Origin of the sequence: Kocuria sp. HMSC066H03 (assembly GCF_001812045.1) — a bacterium.
Taxonomy (GTDB): Bacteria; Actinomycetota; Actinomycetes; order Actinomycetales; family Micrococcaceae; genus Kocuria; species Kocuria rhizophila.
The window spans coordinates 640,033-658,488 of record NZ_KV807509.1; the positions used below are offsets into that span (position 1 = coordinate 640,033).

Annotated in this window: 17 protein-coding genes; 6 read left to right on the top strand and 11 right to left on the bottom strand. The window is 69.8% G+C overall.

Going from position 1 to position 18,456, the window contains the following annotated elements; genetic code table 11:
• Positions 1–125: 125 nt before the first annotated feature.
• The 3 genes from HMPREF2833_RS11650 to HMPREF2833_RS11660 all read left to right on the top strand — a co-directional run bounded on the left by HMPREF2833_RS11650 (position 126) and on the right by HMPREF2833_RS11660 (position 3,236).
• Positions 126–1,205: a YihY/virulence factor BrkB family protein gene (locus tag HMPREF2833_RS11650; RefSeq protein ID WP_070638386.1), complete on the top strand. Its 1,080-nt coding sequence runs from the start codon at positions 126–128 to the stop codon at positions 1,203–1,205.
• A gap of 253 nt (positions 1,206–1,458) precedes the next feature.
• Positions 1,459–2,556: an S-(hydroxymethyl)mycothiol dehydrogenase gene (locus HMPREF2833_RS11655; protein WP_019309321.1), complete on the top strand. Its 1,098-nt coding sequence runs from the start codon at positions 1,459–1,461 to the stop codon at positions 2,554–2,556.
• Positions 2,553–3,236 carry an MBL fold metallo-hydrolase gene (locus HMPREF2833_RS11660; protein WP_019309322.1) on the top strand — a complete coding sequence of 228 codons (684 nt, stop codon included), beginning with the start codon at positions 2,553–2,555 and terminating at the stop codon, positions 3,234–3,236. Before HMPREF2833_RS11655 ends, HMPREF2833_RS11660 begins: the two co-directional genes overlap by 4 nt.
• Positions 3,237–3,440: 204 nt before the next feature.
• Here HMPREF2833_RS11660 and HMPREF2833_RS11665 read toward each other — a convergent pair whose 3' ends face one another.
• The 3 genes from HMPREF2833_RS11665 to HMPREF2833_RS11675 are packed head-to-tail and all read right to left on the bottom strand — an operon-like array spanning position 3,441 to position 9,193.
• Positions 3,441–4,730: an MFS transporter gene (locus HMPREF2833_RS11665; RefSeq protein ID WP_246829140.1), complete on the bottom strand. Its 1,290-nt coding sequence runs from the start codon at positions 4,728–4,730 to the stop codon at positions 3,441–3,443.
• Positions 4,731–4,739: 9 nt separating this feature from the next.
• Complete coding sequence (locus HMPREF2833_RS11670) at positions 4,740–7,976, bottom strand: AAA family ATPase (RefSeq protein WP_246829141.1); 3,237 nt, start codon at positions 7,974–7,976, stop codon at positions 4,740–4,742.
• A complete protein-coding gene (locus tag HMPREF2833_RS11675) occupies positions 7,973–9,193 on the bottom strand; it encodes an exonuclease SbcCD subunit D (RefSeq protein ID WP_070638392.1) in 1,221 nt (406 codons plus the stop codon). The genes HMPREF2833_RS11670 and HMPREF2833_RS11675 overlap by 4 nt, the downstream gene beginning before the upstream one ends.
• Positions 9,194–9,589: 396 nt before the next feature.
• Here HMPREF2833_RS11675 and HMPREF2833_RS11680 point away from each other — a divergent pair, with 396 nt between their 5' ends.
• The 3 genes from HMPREF2833_RS11680 (at position 9,590) to HMPREF2833_RS11690 (ending at position 12,613) form a co-directional block, all read left to right on the top strand.
• Positions 9,590–10,303 carry a DUF6318 family protein gene (locus HMPREF2833_RS11680; protein WP_070638395.1) on the top strand — a complete coding sequence of 238 codons (714 nt, stop codon included), beginning with the start codon at positions 9,590–9,592 and terminating at the stop codon, positions 10,301–10,303.
• Positions 10,304–10,623: 320 nt separating this feature from the next.
• Positions 10,624–11,403, top strand: a complete 780-nt coding sequence (locus tag HMPREF2833_RS11685) for a PKD domain-containing protein (RefSeq protein ID WP_070638398.1) — start codon at positions 10,624–10,626, stop codon at positions 11,401–11,403.
• Positions 11,404–11,551: 148 nt separating this feature from the next.
• Positions 11,552–12,613, top strand: a complete 1,062-nt coding sequence (locus HMPREF2833_RS11690) for an ADP-ribosylglycohydrolase family protein (RefSeq protein ID WP_070638401.1) — start codon at positions 11,552–11,554, stop codon at positions 12,611–12,613.
• Positions 12,614–12,722: 109 nt separating this feature from the next.
• On the opposite strand, the gene HMPREF2833_RS11695 is transcribed toward HMPREF2833_RS11690, so the two are convergent.
• From HMPREF2833_RS11695 to clpS, 8 genes are all read right to left on the bottom strand, one after another.
• On the bottom strand, positions 12,723–13,304 hold the full coding sequence (locus tag HMPREF2833_RS11695) for an exonuclease domain-containing protein (RefSeq protein ID WP_065118191.1): 582 nt from the start codon (positions 13,302–13,304) through the stop codon (positions 12,723–12,725).
• Between the two features lie 41 nt (positions 13,305–13,345).
• Positions 13,346–14,206, bottom strand: coding sequence for a phosphotransferase family protein (locus HMPREF2833_RS11700; protein ID WP_059281169.1), 861 nt, complete (start codon positions 14,204–14,206; stop codon positions 13,346–13,348).
• A gap of 2 nt (positions 14,207–14,208) precedes the next feature.
• The gene (rdgB, locus tag HMPREF2833_RS11705) at positions 14,209–14,898 is read right to left on the bottom strand and encodes an RdgB/HAM1 family non-canonical purine NTP pyrophosphatase (RefSeq protein ID WP_070638404.1); all 690 of its coding nucleotides are present in this window, start codon (positions 14,896–14,898) and stop codon (positions 14,209–14,211) included.
• A complete protein-coding gene (gene rph / locus HMPREF2833_RS11710) occupies positions 14,888–15,697 on the bottom strand; it encodes a ribonuclease PH (protein ID WP_223110310.1) in 810 nt (269 codons plus the stop codon). The genes rdgB and rph overlap by 11 nt, the downstream gene beginning before the upstream one ends.
• Positions 15,698–15,707: 10 nt before the next feature.
• On the bottom strand, positions 15,708–16,547 hold the full coding sequence (locus HMPREF2833_RS11715; RefSeq protein WP_070638407.1) for an MBL fold metallo-hydrolase: 840 nt from the start codon (positions 16,545–16,547) through the stop codon (positions 15,708–15,710).
• A gap of 26 nt (positions 16,548–16,573) precedes the next feature.
• The gene (gene murI, locus HMPREF2833_RS11720; protein WP_039101935.1) at positions 16,574–17,467 is read right to left on the bottom strand and encodes a glutamate racemase; all 894 of its coding nucleotides are present in this window, start codon (positions 17,465–17,467) and stop codon (positions 16,574–16,576) included.
• A gap of 68 nt (positions 17,468–17,535) precedes the next feature.
• Positions 17,536–18,096, bottom strand: a complete 561-nt coding sequence (locus HMPREF2833_RS11725; protein WP_039101936.1) for a DUF2017 domain-containing protein — start codon at positions 18,094–18,096, stop codon at positions 17,536–17,538.
• Positions 18,096–18,398: an ATP-dependent Clp protease adapter ClpS gene (gene clpS, locus HMPREF2833_RS11730; protein WP_246829150.1), complete on the bottom strand. Its 303-nt coding sequence runs from the start codon at positions 18,396–18,398 to the stop codon at positions 18,096–18,098. Before clpS ends, HMPREF2833_RS11725 begins: the two co-directional genes overlap by 1 nt.
• Positions 18,399–18,456 lie beyond the last annotated feature (58 nt).

Sequence of the window (18,456 nt, forward strand, 5' to 3'; positions counted from 1 at the left end):
CAGTCCACGGGCGCGGTCGCGCTCCCATTCGGTGACACACGCAGGAAGGCCGCGCACAGTTAGTACACTGACTCGCAGCACCTGCACCTCGCAGCCCCGTCTCTTTCCCCCTCGAGAGGACCCCCATGACCGACCAGAACCTGAAGTCGACCGCGGCCCGGGAGGACTCCGCTCCCCACCCGGACCACGACTCCAAGCCCGACTCCCCCGGCAAGCTCAAGGGCCAGTCCTGGGGGTATGTCCTCAAGCGCGCCCTGTCCGAGTTCACCAAGGACGGCTGCACCGATCTCGCGGCCACCCTCACCTACTTCGCCGTGCTGTCCATCTTCCCGGCGCTGCTCGCGCTGGTTTCTCTCCTCGGCGTCTTCGGCCAGGGTGAGGCCACGACCAAGGCGATCCTGGACTTCCTGAACCAGTACGCCCCCTCGTCCCTCGTGGAGCTGCTGTCTGAGCCCATCTCCCAGCTGACCACCCAGTCCGGCGCAGGTCTCGCCCTCGTCGTCGGTGTGGCCGGTGCCCTGTGGACCGCGTCCGGGTACACCGGGGCCTTCTCCCGCTCGATGAACCGCATCTACGAGGTCTCCGAGGGGCGCCCGTTCTGGAAGCTCAAGCCCGTCTTGCTGCTGATCACCCTCATCGTGGTGCTGATCGTGGCCGCCATCATGGTCATGGTCCTGCTCTCGGGTGACCTCGCCCAGACACTCGGCGACGCCGTGGGGCTGGGTTCCACCGCCGTGACCGTGTGGTCCTGGGTCAAGATCCCCGTGGCCCTGTTCCTGCTGGTCCTGCTGATCGCCATTCTCTTCTACGCCACCCCGAACGTGCAGCAGCCCAAGTTCAAGTGGATGAGCCCGGGTGCGGCGATCGCCCTGGTCTTCATGATCGTCGCGGGCCTCGGCTTCGCGTTCTACGTCTCCAACTTCGCGTCCTACAACGCCACCTACGGAGTGATCGGCTCCGTGATCATCCTGCTGCTGGGGCTCTGGATCATGAACAACGCGCTGCTCTTCGGCGCCGAGGTGGACGCCGAGCTCGAACGCGGTCGTCAGCTGCAGGGCGGCATCCGTGCCGAGCGCACCATCCAGCTCCCCCCGCGGGACACCACCCAGGTGAAGAAGCTGCGCACCAAGGAGCAGAAGCTCGAGGCCGAGGGTCGCAAGATCCGGCTGCACACCGAGCACGTGGACTACTCCGAGAAGGACTGACCCGCACCCTCCCGACCGCCCAGGCGATCGGCACCCCGGGGCCCGCACGACACGATCGTGCGGGCCCCGTCGCGCACTCGGGATCCGTGGCCGGGGGGGGGTAGGCGGCGTCGTCGTGGTCAGCTGTTCCTGCGCGGCACAGCACCGTGGTGTTCACCGCGCGGCGAATCCCCGCGGAGCGGCTGCGCGGCGCGGAGCGGACCGCGCATACTGGGAGCGACAGGCAACCGAGCAGCACGACGGAGGCAACTGCATGCACAAGGTCAAGGGAGTAGTGGTGCGGGCGGCGAACGAGCCCGCCACGGTGGAGACCATCCTGGTTCCGGATCCGGGGCCGGGAGAGGCCCTGGTGGACGTGCTCACGTGCGGCGTGTGCCAGACGGACCTGCACTACAAGGTGGGCGGGGTGGGAGACGACTTCCCCTACCTGCTGGGGCACGAGGCCACCGGCGTGGTCAGCGCGGTGGGCGAGGGCGTCACCGAGGTCTCCGTGGGCGACCACGTGATCCTCAACTGGCGCGCGGTCTGCGGAGAGTGCCGCGCGTGCCGCAGGGGTGAACCCTGGTACTGCTTCGACACCCACAACGCCACGCAGAAGATGACCCTGGAGGACGGCACCACCCTCGAACCGGCCCTGGGCATCGGGGCCTTCGCGGAGAAGACGCTGGTGGCCGCCGGTCAGTGCACGCCGATCGGCACGCCCCTCGAGGACGAGCAGTACGCGGCCGTGGGGCTGCTGGGCTGCGGCGTGACCGCCGGAATCGGCGCCGCCATCAACACGGGCGCCGTGCAGCGGGGCGAGTCCGTGGCCGTGATCGGCTGCGGCGGCGTGGGCACGGCCGCGATCGCCGGGGCGGCGCTCGCGGGAGCCACCACGATCATCGCGGTGGACGTGGACGACGACAAGCTGCGGACCGCGCAGCGCCTCGGCGCCACCCACACGATCAACTCGCGCACCACCGACGCGGTCGAGGGCATCCGCGAGCTCACGGGTGGGTTCGGTGCGGACCTCGTGATCGACGCCGTGGGGGTCGCGGACACGTTCATGCAGGCGTTCCAGGCACGGGACCTCGCGGGGCGCGTGGTGCTCGTGGGCGTTCCGAACCCGGGCACCACGGTCGATCTGCCCCTGGACGAGGTGTTCTCCCACGGCGGCTCCATCAAGTCCGCGTGGTACGGGGACACGCTGCCCTCCAGGGACTTCCCGATGCTCGTGGACCAGTACGTCCTGGGGCGCCTGGACCTCGACGCCTTCGTGTCGGAGCGCATTGCGCTCGACGACGTCGACCAGGCCTTCGAGACCATGTCCTCCGGCAAGGTCCTGCGCTCCGTCGTGGAGCTCGACCGATGACGCGGCAGCCCGAGACCGTGCTCACCGACCCCCGCGGTGGCGTGACCGTGGAGAAGTGCGTCACCGAGGGGACCTTCAACCTCGACGGCGGCTCGTGGGAGGTGGAGAACAATGTGTGGATCGTGGGCACTGCGGCGGAGTGCGCCGTGGTCGACCCCGCCCACGACCCCGGTGCCGTGCTCGAGGCGGTGGGGAACCGCACCGTGACCCACGTGCTGCTGACCCACGGGCACGACGACCACATCAAGGCCGTGCGGCAGTTCGTGGACCGCCTGGGCGGGGAGACCCCCGTGCTCATGAGCCACGAGGACCTCATGCTGTGGCATGCGGTGCACCCCGACGGCCCGGCTCCGGAGCCGCTCACCGATGGTCAGCAGCTCCTCGCGGGATCGGTGGCACTCACCGTGCTGGCCACGCCCGGGCACTCTCCCGGTTCTGTCGTCTTCCATGCTCCGGACCTCGGGGACCACGGGGTGCTCTTCACCGGCGACACCCTGTTCCAGGGAGGGCCAGGGGCCACGGGGCGCTCCTACTCGGACTTCCCCACGATCATCGAGTCGATCGACGAGCGCCTGCTGAGTCTGCCCGAGGGCACACTCGTGCTCCCCGGTCACGGTGACTCCACGACCATCGGGGACGAGAAGCCACACCTCCCCGAGTGGATCGCGCGCGGTCACTGACCCGCCGCACTCCATGCGGAGGGCCGTCGTCCTGCTGGGCGACGGCCCTCCGCGTGCCCGGACGGACCCGAGGTCGGCCGGCCCGGCTTTGCGGGAGCCGCTGCCTCCTGGCCCATGGCCCTCGAGTTGCTGTCTCCGGGGCCGCTTCCGCAAGGGCCTCTGTCCCCACCCTCTCCCCCACGGACCGGTGGGCCAAAGATCCTCTCAGATCGTGGGGTCCGTCCCGGGCGCGCGGCGCAACCCGTGGCTGAAGACGAGAGCGCTGCCCAGCAGCAGCATGGCCGCGGCCACGGGGATCATGGCCGCGGTCATGTAGTCGAAGTACACCCCCAGGTAGGTGCACACGATCAGTCCGATCGCGGTGGCCGCTCCCGTGGCCACGTTCATGAGTGCAACGAGCCCCATGTAGCCGTGGGCCATGTCCACCTGCCCCGCGCAGCTGTGGATCGCCAGCAGGCACGGGCCGGAGAAGAACCCCACGGTCATGAGCACCATGGCGTAGCCGACGGTCCCGGAGGGCCCGGACAGCAGCATGGTGGTCAACAGGGCACCCGTGGCCACGAGCACCCACGTGTTGGACGCCGTGATCCTGTGGCGGAACCGCACCGCGAGGCTTGAGCCCACGGCGGCCCCGAAACCCAGCAGCGCGTACATCACACCCATGGACTCCACCGTGTCCAGGGACACGGAGTAGACCGCCAGGCACCCCTGGGCTGCGCCCAGCAGCGCGTTCAACGCCGCGATGCCGAACAGCACACTGTGCCGGAGCCGAAAGACGGCGGCCTGTTCCCGGTGCCACGACCACGATCCCCGGAACCAGAGGTTCACCGGCATGTTGGCCTGGGGGTGCCGGGCAGAGGGGTGCAGGACGAACAGTGCCATGAACACCACGGACAGCACCGCCGAGACCTGCAGCACGGATGAGGGGCCCGTCACCACGGCGAGCAGCCCGGTGAGGGCGGCACCGAGGACGGTGGCGAGCGCCTCGTTCACCGATTCGCGCCGCATGGCGGCTCCAAACGCCTGCGGACGGTCCTCCCCCTCGCACACCGAGGCCCAGCGGAGCCGCGCCGCGAGACCCATGGGTGCCAGGGAGAGGCCTGCAATGAAGAAGGGCAGGAACTCCAGCGCCCCGTCCCTCGAGGGCGTCACCGTGGTGATGTCCACCCGGGACAGCTGCCACATGACCGCGCACTGGATCACCGCGACGGCCGCCAGGATCCACAGCCGCCAGCGCACCGTGGCGAAGACCGCCATGCCCATGGCGCACACCGCCATGCCCGCGCAGAGTGCTGCGGAACCTAGCGCAGCGGCCCACGCGGAGGACGAGGTGACGGCAAGCCAGGTCAGGACGCCCAGAGGGGCCATGACCTGGGGCAGGCGCAGCAGCAGAGTGATGGCGCTGAGCTGACGGTCGCTGCGCCCCCAGCGCTCCCGCGGAGTCGGGGCACCGGAGGGGCGCTGGAGGGCGGCGCGCGAGGTCAGAGAGGTCACGCCGCCAGCCTACTGGGCGGGCAGGGGGCCGGCTGTGACCGCCAGGTGCGAACCCTGGGGGGTCTTGGTCACGACCAGCTGGGTGTCGATGCGCTGCTTCATCTCGCTCACGTGGGAGACCACACCGATCACGCGGCCGTCGCGGCGCAGCCCGTCCAGAGTCTCGAGGACCTGTTCGAGGGTCTGCTCGTCGAGGGACCCGAAGCCCTCGTCCACGAAGAGCGTGTCGATCTCCTGACCGCCGGCTTCTGCTCGCACCACATCGGCCAGGGCCAGAGCCAGCGCCAGAGAGGTGAAGAAGGATTCACCACCGGAGAGTGTCTCGGTTCCTCGGCGCGCCCCGGTCCAGGAGTCGTCGATCTCCAGTCCGAGCCCCGACTTGCCACCACCGCGGGTCTGGTCCGTGTGAACCAGGGTGAATCGACCGGAGGACATGCGGGAGAGGTGTTCGGACGCGACCGCCGCCACGTGCTCGAGCTTCGCCGCGAGCACGAACGAGGTCAGTGTCATGCGCAGCGTGTTCTCGGAGGAGGTGGCGGTGGCGACGTCCGCCAGTCCGCCCAGACGTTCCGCTCTCTCCCGTGCCATCCGGTGCGCGGCCTCCTGCGCCGGCACGTCAGCCGCAGCGGCGTCGAGATCGCGGCGCAGCGCGTGCAAGCCCCCGAGTTGCTGGGTGAGCCGGTCACGCAGCTCCTCCAGGTCTCGGCACCGGGCCGCAGCCCGTTCCATCGCGTGGTCCGTGAGCTGCGCACGGTCCTCCTCGGAGAGCCGCGCGGCCCGTTGCATGTCCTGGGTCGCGAGTTCGGCCTCGACCCGCGCAACGTCACGCGTCCACTTCTCGTGCCATGCTGTGAGCTCAGCGGCATCGCGATCCTCCAGGATGGCTCGCAGCACCGCGTCCTCCGACGCGAACGGCGAGGCCTCCAGGGCCTTCTCCACCGCGCGTTCGGCGGACTGGGCCTCGTGACGCGCGCGTTCCAGCACGCGGTGCTCGGTGTCCCATACCTCAACGGTGTCCGACAGAGACTCCGCGCTCTCCAGGAAGGAGGCTGCCGAGGGAAAACCCCGCAGGCTGGCAGCCAGGTGAGCCCGTTCCTGCTCGTCGTGCTCCGCCATGGCCTCCACCCGAGTCCTGGCAGCTGTCACGTCCGCCACCTTCCGGGCAAGCGCCGCCTCGCACTGCGCGACCCGGTCTCGGGTCGAGGCCAGAGTGGTGGCGGTGCGTTCCAGCTCCGACAGCCGCGCGTCCAGCTCAGCTTCTGCGGCCTCGGCAGCGCCTGCCCTCTGCACGACCGCCTCGAGATCCGGATCCGCCCCGCGCGCCAGCGCCTGCGATGCGGTGTCCCGCGCGTCCTGCCACGCGGCGTGTGAACGGTCCGCCGCCGCCTGAGCGCCTTCCCTGGCAGCTCGAGCTCTGTCCAGGACCTCGGCGCTGACGTCCTCCCCGGAGGTGGCGCTCGCCGGTTCCGGATGCTCGGTGGACCCGCAGACGGGGCAGGGGTGCCCGGTGCTGAGCTCCTCGGCCAACGACGCCGCCGCCCGGGCATAGCGCTGCCCCTCCAGCTCCTCCACGCGCAGCGCCGCGACGCGCCGGGACTTCTCGTCCCGTTCGTAGGCGCTCCGGCACCGCTCCTCCACGGAGCGTGCCTGCGCGTACTCACGGCTCGCCGCCACCGCGTCCCGGCAGGCGCGGGCCCGGTCTCGAACAAGTGCCTCGTCCTTGACCCCCGCCAGGAGCGCGCTGTGAGCCTGTTCGGACTTCGCCAGCTCGGTCCGTGCCGCGCCCAGACCCTCGCGCACACGGTGCTCTTCGGTTTCGAGGGCAGTGAGCCGTTCCTGCTGCGCCAGCATGTCCTGGTGCTCGCGCTGCACGGCCTCTGCACGCTCGACCAGAGCGCGCGCGGTCTCTCGGGCGGCCACAACGGCATCTCGCAGCTCGGAGGAGAACTCCCCGCGGTCGAGCTGCTCGTCCAGCAGCGTGGCCGCATCCCCCAGGACCCGGCGGGCTGTCGTTCCCGACGCGCTGCTGACCGCAAGGCCCTCCCGAAGCCCCGTGACGCGCGCCGCCGCGGCGCTGACCGTGGCCACAGCCTCTTGCGCGCCGGTGATCATCTCCCGCAGACCCGACGCGGCCTGGTGGTCCCGCAGCCGGGCCACTGTGGTCTCGGCCCGATCGGCGTCCTGCGCAAGTTCCATCCGCTGGTGTTCCAGCCGGGCATACCGCCCCGCCTGCTCTTGGGTGCGCTGCAGCTGGGCCAGTTGCTGCTGGGCCGCCGCGTGGTCCTCGGCTGCTTGGGACCGCGCAGTGGTCAGGGTGTCCTCCACCAGACGGCAGGATGCCTGGAGGTGACCCCAGCGCACCTCGGCCGTGTCGTCCTCGGCGGTCGGAGCGCCGTCGGCCGGGAACGTCCCGGGTGCGGGAGTTCGCCCGCCGTCCCGCGGAGCGTCGGCCATCCCGGTGGTTGCCCGCCTGTTTCCACCAAAGAGCCCCTCCGCCAACGCCCCGTCCGCATGTCCGGGGACGTTTTCCTGGGCGTCCGAGGGCAGGTGCTCAACCACGAGCGCCACCCGATCACGGAACCGCTCGAGCTGGTCGTGGGTGCGCTCAGCCTCCGCTTCCGCCTCGCGCAGATCCGCCCGTGCACTGTCAGCGCGCACCTTGAGCTCGTCCTGGATCCGCGCGTAGACATCCGTTCCGAACAGGGTCTCCAGCAGCTCCTCCCGGTCCTTGGAGCCCGCCTGCAGGAAACGGGCGAACTTGCCCTGGGGCAGCATCATCACCTGGGTGAACTGCTCTCGGTCCAGTCCGATCGCGTGGTGGATCATCTGCCCCACGTCATCCGGGCGGTACCCCCGTTCCGACCATTCTCCGTCCACGAGCTCGCGCAGCAGCACCGTGGCGTGCCGTTCGCTCCACCCCGACGCCGCCCGGGTGGACGGCTCCCGCCACGCGGGAGTCCTGCTCACGTGCCAGCGACGGCCGCTGGCCGTGAACTCCAGCTCCACGCGAGGCGCAGTGTGCGGATCCGCGTGGTCGCTGTGCCCGGCCTTGCGGCCACCCTTGGCCGCGGTAGTGGGGCCGGTGCCGTACAACGCGAAGCAGATGGCATCCAGGACACTCGTCTTTCCGGAGCCCGTCTCCCCGTTGAGAAGGAACACGCCGGCGGCGTTGAGCGCCTCGAAGTCCACGGATTCATGACCCGCAAAAGGCCCGAAGGCGGTGATCTCCATCCGGTGCAGCTTCATCTCTGCGCCCCTGCGCCCGCCACCGATGCCACGACATCGTGCACATCCTGGGCCTCTTCTGGTGACAGTCCGCGGTGCCGGACGTGGTCGTAGAACCTGGCGCACAGTTCCTCAGGGCTGGCCGCCTCCGCCACCTGGGCGCTGTACCTGCGCGGCGACAGGCTGCGTCCTCCCTCGGGCTCCCAGCGCAGTTCCACCGTGCGGGGGAAGCGCGTGCGGACGCGCTCCATCGCGACCGCCGGCCGTTCGGGATCCGTGAGAACCACCTGGCACCACGCATCCTGCGCGGCGGCGTTTTCCGGGGCGGAAAGCAGCGTGTCCAGAGGTCCACGCAGTCGCGCGAGGCGAAGTCCGGCTTCGTGCTCGAGTTCCTCGACCTTCCTCACCCCCGGGGCGCCGATGTCCACCAGCCACGCACCCTTGGTGTGGGACGCCTCCGAGAAGGAGTAGGCCACCGGAGAACCGCTGTAGCGCACGGTGTCCGTGACCCGCTGCCTCCGGTGGACGTGTCCCAGTGCGGTGTAGTCGTGTTCGGCGAAGACCTCGGCGGACACGGTGCCCAACCCCCCGGAGTCCACCACTCGTTCCGAGTCCGTGGGTTCGGCGCCCGTGACGAAGGCGTGCGCCATCACCACGCTGGGGATGCCAGCCCTGGTCCGTTTGTCCACGGCAATGCCCTGGGCCACCGCACCGAGGACTGCCTGGTGCGTTGGAGGGCAATCGAGCAACGGCGCCACGGCCCGGGGTTCCAGGTACGGGATGCCGTACACCGCCACGGCGTCCTCGTGAGTATCCCCGTGATCTCCCGCGTCTTTCAGGGCGACGGACGGCGCTCGTTCCGCTGTCACCGAGCCGTTCCTCTGGCGGAACACCACGGGCCGCTCTGCTCCAGCCACGGATGTCAGGAGGTGCACACCGCCGTGAGCCATGATTTCTGCCCCGAATCCGAGCCGCGCCGGAGAATCGTGGTTGCCGCTCGTGAGCACCACCTGCGCCCCCGCCGCACGAATCCCTCCGAGGGTGGCGTTGAGCAGCTCGACCACCTCCGTGCGTGGTTGAGCCCGGTCGTAGACGTCCCCTGAGACCAGAACCACGGCCACCCCCCGCTCTTTCACCCACTGCACGATCTCGGACATCGCCCGCCGCTGGACGTCGAGAATGTCGACCCCGTGAAACGTCCGGCCAAGGTGCCAGTCGGAGGTGTGCAGTATCAGCATGCATCAAACGTAACGGGGGTCTCAGACACTCATAAGGGCTCTCACGCATGGCGCGCCCGTGTCCCGCTCCGGGTCGACGGCATCGCGCCCACGTGCACCGGGTCGGACCCTGCGTTCTCCGTGATTTCTCATGAACCGCGCCCGGACGTCTGCGGCCACGTCGAGACCCATTCAGGCACGGGCGGGGCGTCACACCCCCCCTGACGTGCAGTCGTGCATCTGCATCATTGGAGTTGTCCACATTTGCTCGCCGACCACTCCCGCGGCGGCAGTCTTCACCCTATGCTCTGGTGATTGTCAGGTGCATCACACCGATTCGACAACGACAACAGGGAGAGTGCGTGAAAGATGCTGCACACGGGTACGGCACGAACGCGAGCGCGGACTCTGGCCCTGGTGGGCCTCGGCATCCTCGTCCTGGGGGGTTGCGGGGCCAGCCCGCAGGACAACACCGCCGACACCCAGGCCGCTGAGACGTCCTCCTCCGCGTCACCCTCACCGGAAAGAACCGACACCGGTTCCGCGAAGCCGACAAGCACAGCCACCCCCACGAAATCGAGCAACGCGGCCCTGCCCGAGGACTGGCGGCCCGAGGAGCCCACCGTCCTGGCCACTGGGCAGAAGGTGCCAGACGACTACGAGCCCGCCACGCTGGAGCACCCCGCACGCAACGTACCGAAGCCGGTCATGCCCCCCGAGGCAAAGGAGGAGACTGAGGCGGGCGCGCAGGCCTTCCTCAACTACCGGGCGGACGCGCAGTGGTATTCCATTCAGACCGGAGACACCTCACAAATACGAGAAGTAACATCCCCTGATTGTGCGAAGTGTACGGAACAGTTTGATCACTTTGATCGCATCTATTCCAAGGGTGGTTGGGCGGCCGGGGGGTTCGAGACCGAAACGATATCTCCTGGGGCGTTCGAAAAACGGCTGGATGGTGGGTATAACTTACCAGTATCCATAACCAGCTCGGGAATGATTGTCCTGGAAGAGAACACTGTCTCGGAACGCCAGCATCCGTTCGAGCTTGACGATAAATTCGATTCGTACATTTACTATGAGAGCGGGTCGTGGAAATACCTTACCGCCTCGCCGAGGGGCTCCCTCTGATGCGGCCACCTAGTGCAATCCTTGCAACCGGCCTACTTCTTTTGTCATGCATGACTGTCTCGCCAGCCTCCGCTGCGGATGAAGCGGATAAACCCACGGGCTTTGGCGCGGCAAATTCAGGGGGTGAACTCGAATCTTCCGCGAATGCCTCTGGCCAGACAATCGACCTAAAGGTTTCGGAGCAGTTCGGGGGCCCTTCTGGGATGGGCGGACGTGGACAATCACGAGGCAATATCGCCCGAGGTGAGGGGTCCGGGTCTGCTGCAGCATGGAACCCCGACACCGATCCGTCCTTTCAAAAGGCTCTCCGCGACCGGTTGATGTCCGACGACGACTCCATCTTCTTCAACGCCCGCATGATGGACACCGCCAAGAACAAGACGGTCTACGGCCTCCAGGATCCCTGCACCGGCGACAAGGGCGCCGCCCTGCGCAGCTGCCGGGCCCAGCAGGAGTGCACGGACGATTCCGGCCAGACCGGGGTGTCCATGGACATCGTCGTGGGCGGGGCATCGGACGGCGCGCGTTCACCTCGAGGCACTCAGATGTGCGTTTCTGATGCCCAGGCCGACGGCGCGGGAGACGACGGCTACGTGCCACTGCCCACGTTCACCCTTCAGGACTTCCAGCGCCTCGCGGTGGCTCCGGCGGAGAACCACGTGCAGCCCGCCCCGGACACCTTGAAGAACATGAACACGAATGTCTACGCCGTGGCGCAGCCTCAGACGTTCGAGACCACCCTGGGTGGCTACCCCGTGTCGGTGCGCGCCTACCCCGCCCAGTACACCTGGAACTACGGGGACGGGGCGTCCCTGGGCCCCACTCCCCTCACCGGTGCTCCCCTGCCGGAGGGTGCGTGGGACACTCCCACGGACACCTCGCACGTGTACACCTCAACCGGTGACTACTCGGTCACCCTCACCACCTGGTTCTACGGTGAGTACAACATCGCGGGGACGGGGTGGCAGCCCGTGGCGGGATACAACCAAGTGGCCTCCGCCCCCGTGCAGCTGAGCGTCTGGCGTGCCACCGTGCACAACGTTGCGGACGACTGCCGGGTGAATCCCGCCGGGGTGGGCTGTCCCGGGGCCTCCCGCTGACCTTTGGGACGCCTCCAAGCCCGCGGCACCTCGCCAGGGTGAGAGACCACCTCGTCCTCCTGCCCGCCGGGGCCGTGTGTCTGCGGTGTTCGTGTGCTCGCCATGCCCTCATGGTCATCACACCGGCGAGTCTTCCTAGACTGGTCCCATGACCATCGAGAACACACCCGAGCTGCTGGCACGAGACCAAGGACTGGACGCGACGTCGCACCGGTACCCGGACCTGGTCCGCGGAGTGGTTCTCGCGCCGTGGATCGCCGCGGGCACGGACCGGCCCGACCAGGCCACGCAGCTCGCCGCACGCACGGTGGCCGCGCTGGACGAGGTGGCGGGCTGGGCCAACGACGGCCAGAGTGCAGACCCCACCGCGTGCGCCTGGCTGTCCTACCTCCGGTGGGCCGTGACCAACGGCGCGCAGCTGCCCGACCACGCCCCGCACCCGCCATCCGACGACCTGGACCGCCACCATCCAGTCCTCGCCGCCCCGGGAGAGCACTCCGGCGACTCCTTCGACGCGCTGGCCACCGGCTCGCTCGGAGAGGTCGTGCGACCTGTGCTTCCCGCCGCGGACAGCCCCGAGGTTCTCGCGCGCACGGCTCCTTACGGCATGGTCCCCACCATCGGGTGGAAGACCCTCGTGGCTCTCGCCGTGGATTCGGCCGCCATCACCCACGGCAGCCCGGAGGCGCAGACCGCCGCCGTGGGCATGGCCCTCGCGGTCCACGCCGCCGCCCGCGCGGCAGAGACCGGTGCCACCGTGAAAGACGTGCTGGCCGAGACCGCTCGGGTGTGCGCCGTCGTCACCCGCCCCGCACCCCGCACCCTCGAGCTGCTGGCGCAGTGCACGGAACCGGACTCACGGCGCGAGCTGCTGGCCGCGGCACCGGATCTCGCCGTACGAGGCGAGCACGCGGCGTCGACGGCCCTGGCTCTAGGACTTGCCGCACTGGCGGACGCCGCCTCCTCGCAGTCCCCGGCCTCAGCCACTCCGGGGGACGACGCCGCTCGACGCGCCTCTGCGGCGCTGCCCGGGGACACCCCGGTCCACACCGCGGCCCGTGCCGTGGCCACCACGGTGGCCGCTGCCATGTGGGGGCTCAGCGGCACGGATCCGGCCGCCCCCGAAGCACCAGGGACGTCCGCTCGTGATGCCACCCGGGCCGATCTCCTGGCGCTGGCCGACGAGTGGATCTCCCGCTGGTGCGCCTGACCCCGTGGTGATCGTGGCAGGCCGGGGCTGAGGCCTCCGAGTGGATCGCACCAGGGGTGCCCGGCGGGTCGCAGTGGTCAGGCGACGTGGAAGGGCGCGCCCGAACCGGCTACAGGTCCGCGCGCTGCATCCGCACGCCGTAGTGAGACACCAGTTCCGCCATGCTCTCCGCCCCGCTGCGTCGGGCGAGGTCCAGCACGATACCGGCGCAGGCAAGGGAGTCGCTCAGGGCGTTGTGGTGATCACGCACCTCCGCCCCGGCCGCGCGCGAGGCGTTCGGGAGGGAGTACGAGCGCAGCGTGTACGCCGCCCGCGCCAGCCTCAGGGTGCAGGCGTAGTCCCAGACCCGGGATGCACCCCCGCACGCGCTGTTGGCGGCCTTGATGACACCGGTGTCGAACACCGCGTTGTGGGCCACCAGGACGGAGTCCGGGTCCTCCGGGGAGATGTTGTCGCACATCCAGTCCCAGAGCTGGTCGAACGTGGGGGCGTCCGCCACGTCCGCGGGCTGAATCCCGTGGATGCGCACGTTGCCCCGTTCGAAACCGTCGTGGCCCGCGGGAGGCCGGATGAGGGAGTACCGGGTGTCGACCACCCGACCGTCCCGGACGCGCACCACTCCCAGGGCACAGGCCGAGGCGAGGCTGCGGTTGGCGGTTTCGAAGTCGATGGCGGTGAAGCTGACGGACACGCTGTGAGCGTACGGCCCCACTCCGACACGATGAGGGTGGCTCAGACGGCCGCCACGGCGCGCGACTCGTACCAGGCGTCCGCCTTCTCGACCGCCTGGCGGACCTGGGCGGCGTCGAGCTCGTGGTGCAGCGCGTAGGCCACGGCCTGCAGCGGGAAGATCCGGGCGTGCAGGCGCGCCCGTTCGTAGCCGACCTCGTCCGTGGCGTCGCGCACGCTGGGCCAGCCGAACCACAGTCCCAGGGAGGCAATGTCGTACGCGGGGTCGCTCAGGCACGCGTGGTCCCAGTCGATGACGCCCACCAGGTGCTCCCCCTGCCACAGCATGTTGGAGCCCATGAGGTCCCCGTGGACGAGCTGGGGCGTCACGTTCTCGAGCGCCACGAGGTCCTCGATGGCGTGCAGCGCCCGGTCCCTGCTGCGTGGCAGCAGCCGGGGAAGCACCTGCTCCAGCAGGACGTGGCGACGCCGGTGCCCGCCCCAGTGCTGCCCGGGGCGGTCGAGCCACGGCTCGGCGGCCCGGGCGTCCGCGCGGCCGATCTGTTCCAGCACTCTGCGCAGCTGACGGGGGTCCACGGGTCCCGGAGCCCGGGGTGCCCCGGGGATCCACGTCATTCCGACGGCCGTGTAGCGGCCGTCCTGGATCACCGGCGTCAGTGGTCGGGGCACAGTGAAGTCGAACTCCGGCAGCTTGGACAGCGCCCGCGTCCGACGCCGGACGTTCTCACCGGAGGTGGGGTTCTTGGCGATGCGCACACTCATCATGTGGCCCGCGTTGACCACGATGTGCGCCGAGCCGCCCGCGTGCAGCTCCCAGTCGGAGCGCTCCACGGAGACACCGGCCTCCGCCAGAACCGCTTCCACGGCGTTGGCGAAGGGGAGGTGTCCGCAGGCGAAGGTCATGGTCAGGCCTCGGGCTCCGATTCGGGCGAGGCACCCGGAACGGGTGCGGCTGCGCGCTCCTCGTGGCCCAGGACGCGCAGCAGGTGGGGCAGCATCGCCGCCATGGCCCGGCCGCGGTGACTGATGCGGTTCTTGTGCTCTGCACCGAGTTGGGCGCAGCTCGCGCCGCCCTCCCCCTCGGGCGCGAAGACCGGATCGTAGCCGAATCCGTTCTCGCCCACCGGACCCAGGAGGATCCTTCCCGGCAGCTCTCCCGTGACCACGTGCTCGGTGCCGTCACGGGGGTCCACGAGAGCGGCCGCGCACACGAAACGAGCGCCGCGGTGCTCGGGGGCGATGTCCCCGAGCTGGGCGAGAAGGAGACGGAGGTTCGCGGCGTCGTCGCCGTGCTGCCCGGCCCAGCGCGCGGAGAAGATCCCTGGGGATCCTCCCATGACGTCCACGGCCAGTCCGGAGTCGTCGGCGAGCGCCACGAGGCCGGACTCCGCGGCCGCGGCACGCGCCTTCAGCAGCGCGTTCTGCTGGAACGTCACGCCGGTCTCCAGGACGTCGCCCAGCCCGGCCGTGCCGGCGTCCACCACAAGCTCCGGGTCACTGAGACCCGCGGCGGCGAGCATGGCGCGCAGTTCGCGCACCTTGCCCTGGTTGTGGGTGGCCAGCACCACGCGGGCGCCGGGGACCTCACCGACCACGGGTGCTCTCCAGGGTCTCGCGCTGGATCTCGGCGAGCTGGGCGCACCCGGCAACCGCCAGGTCCAGCAGCGCATCCAGCTCGTCGCGGCGGAACGGGACACCCTCGGCGGTGCCCTGCACCTCCACGAAGTCGCCGGAGCCGGTGACGACCACGTTCATGTCGGTCTCCGCGCGGACGTCCTCCACGTAGGGCAGGTCCAGCATGGGGACGCCGTCGATGATGCCCACGGACACCGCCGCCACCGAGTCGGTGAGGGGGTTCACGCGGCGCTTGAGCACGCCGTTGTCGTGGGCCCAGTTGATGGCCTCCGCGAGCGCCACGTAGGCACCCGTGATGGAGGCGGTGCGGGTTCCGCCGTCGGCCTGCAGGACGTCGCAGTCGAGCACCACGGTGTTCTCGCCGAGTGCCTCGAGGTCGATGATGGAGCGCAGCGAGCGCCCGATCAGCCGGGAGATCTCGTGGGTCCGCCCGCCGATCTTGCCCTTGACGGACTCTCGCGCGGACCGGGTGGAGGTGGCGCGCGGGAGCATCGCGTATTCTGCGGTCACCCAGCCGCGCCCCTCTCCCTTGAGCCAGCGGGGCACGCCCTCCGTGAGCGAGGCGGTGCACAGCACACGGGTGCCTCCGAACTCGATCAGCGCGGAGCCCTCCGCCTGCTCGGACCAGCCCCGGGTGATCGTGATGGGCCTCAGCTCCGCCACCGTGCGCCCGTCGGCGCGGACCACGTCCGTGGTCGAGCGCTCGCCCTGGCCCGTGGAGTTCGCGGTGGATCGTGCCGGATCGGTAGGCGCAGTCATGCGGATCAGCCTAGTCGTCGGCCCCGGCGCGTGCCAACGCATCGAACGACCGGTCGGTCGGGCCGGACACGCGGTAGCTCCTGGCCGGCCGCGCCACGGAGACCGGCCCGTCGAAGGCCTCGCACGCCTCCGCCTCTGCCGTGCGCGGGTCGTTCCACACGGGCAGGTGCGTGAGCAGCAGACGCCGCGCTCCCGCCTCCGCGGCCGTCCGGCCCGCGCGCCGGCCCGTGAGGTGGATCCCCCGCAGGTGGTCCTCGCGTCCCTCTTCGTAGGCGGCCTCGCACAGGAACACGTCAGCGTCCCTGGCCGCCACCACGAGCTCTTCGCAGGAATCGGTGTCCCCGGAGTAGGTGAGCACCTCCACACCCTCCGGACCCCGGTGCTCGACCCGCAGGGCGAACGGCTCGGGGCACGGGTGGTTGACGGGGAACGGGGTCACCGTGAACGGGCCCACCGTCACGGGCTGCCGGGGCTGCCACACGTGGAAGTCGAACTCCGTGGCCATGGAGTGCTCCGGGGGCAGCATGTGCAGCTGGTTCAGGTAGGTGTGCGTCGCGGAGGGCCCGTAGAGGGGGATGGTCCCTGCGTTCCAGCCACGGGGATCCCACTTGACCGCCACGTGCAGACCGCCCACGTCCACGCAGTGGTCCGGGTGAAGGTGGGAGAGCATGATCGCGTCGATCTCGTGCAGGTCGATGTAGCGCTGCAGCGTGCCCAGGGCGCCGTTGCCCATGTCCAGCACGATCCGCCAGGTCCGTCCGTCCGCGTCCTCCCCCGACACCAGGTAGCAGGACGCCGGGGAGTCCGGGCCCGGGAAGCTGCCCGAGTTGCCGACCACGGTGAGGATCATGGAGTTGCGACCTTTCTGCTGCCGACTCAGCGCTGAGCCGGGTGGATCGTGGAGAGGGAGCCGGTGGGGTACTGCTCGGCTACGGACGAGGTGTGGCGGACGCGGAGCACCTCCGGGCCCAGGAACCGCTGGGCCAGTCCCTCGAAGCTCACGGGGTCGCCCGTGGCCAGGAACTCGTGGTGGGGTGCCAGCGCGGGATCACGCTCGAGGCCGTTGTCGAGCAGGCTGCGGTACACGTCCCGCGCGGTCTCCTCAGCCGAGGACACCAGGTTGACGCTCTCCCCCATGACGTAGGAGATCACCGCGGTGAGCAGCGGGTAGTGCGTGCAGCCGAGCACGAGGGTGTCCACCTGGGCGTCCTTGAGCGGCTGCAGGTACTCCTGGGCGGTGCGCAGCAGCTCCGGACCGGAGGTGACCCCGCGCTCCACGTACTCCACGAACTCGGGGCACGCCACCGAGGTGATGTCCAGCTGGGGTGCCGCCGCGAACGTGTCGTCGTACGCGCGGGACCCGATGGTGGCCTCGGTGCCGATCACGCCCACGCGCCCGGTGCGGGTGGTGGCCACGGCGCGGCGCACGGCGGGCTGGATGACCTCGGTGACCGGGATGTCGTACCCCCGCGTGTAGCGTTCGCGCGCGTCGCGCAGCACCGCGGCGGACGCGGTGTTGCACGCGATCACGAGCAGCTTGACCCCTGAGTCCACGAGGTCGTCCATGATCCGCAGCGCGTTCGAACGCACCTGGGCGATGGGCAGCGGACCGTACGGGCCGTGGGCGGTGTCCCCCACGTAGAGGATCTCCTCGTTGGGCAGCTGGTCGATGATGGACCGGGCCACCGTGAGACCGCCCACTCCGGAGTCGAACACCCCGATGGGCGAGTTGGGGTTCGGACCGGTGGGAGAACGGTGCTCAGCCTGCATAACGGAAAACTGTAGTGCGTCCGGGTGAGCACCTCGAACATGAGACGAAGCGTGCTTCCGATCCCGCGTCACGAGGACGGGAGGGTCTTCAGCAGCGCGTCCATGAGCGTCTCCTGCAGCCACGAGACGAAGTTGTACACCACGCCCATGTACTGCTCCACGGTCTGCGCCGTCCCGAAGTCCGTGAGCTCCGCCACCCGCTCGGCGTCCTGCGGGGAGTCGATCCCCAGCCGGGACGCGAGCACCAGGCGGACGTCGTTGAGTGCGCGTGCAACGTCCTGCGCCTGTTCCGTGGTCAGCACCACGGGATCGGACTCCAGGGCGAGCGAGGACGCCCGCAGTGCCGCGATCCGGCGTTCGCGCAGCGAGCGGTCCGTGAGCCTGCGGAACTCCGCGGCCTGCTCGGGGTCCGACGACGCCGCGGGCAGCAGTCTGCGCAGCGCGGGGTCCGTGGGCTCGGCCACGTCCTCGTCCCAGCCCACGAGCGCCTCCAGGGGGTCGTCCGTGTCGCGCGGCTCGGGCGCGAGCGTCTCTGCCACGTCCGAGAACAGCTTCTGCAGCAGACGCACCTCGGGGGCCTCGAAGCGGCCCACGATGCCCTTGCGCGTGCGTTTGAACCCGCGCGCCATCAGTTCTCCCCCGCCTTCTCGTAGGTGGCCCACAGGCCGTAGCCGTGCAGTGCGCCCACGTGGGCCTCGGCCTCTTCCAGGGAGCCGGTGAACACGATCGACCGGCCCTGGTGGTGGACCTCGAGCATGAGCGTGCGGGCCTTGGCGTCCGTGAACCCGAAGTGCGAGCGGAAGACGTACACCACGTAGCTCATGAGGTTCACGGGATCGTCCCAGACCACCACGTTCCACGGGACGTTCACGGCGGTGAGCGCCTGCTCCTCCTGCGTGAGCTGCGGGGACTCCGCGGGCGCGGCACTCATGAGCACGGCGGGGGCGGGGACACGGCCCCGGAACTGGTAAGTGAGCATCGTTTCCATG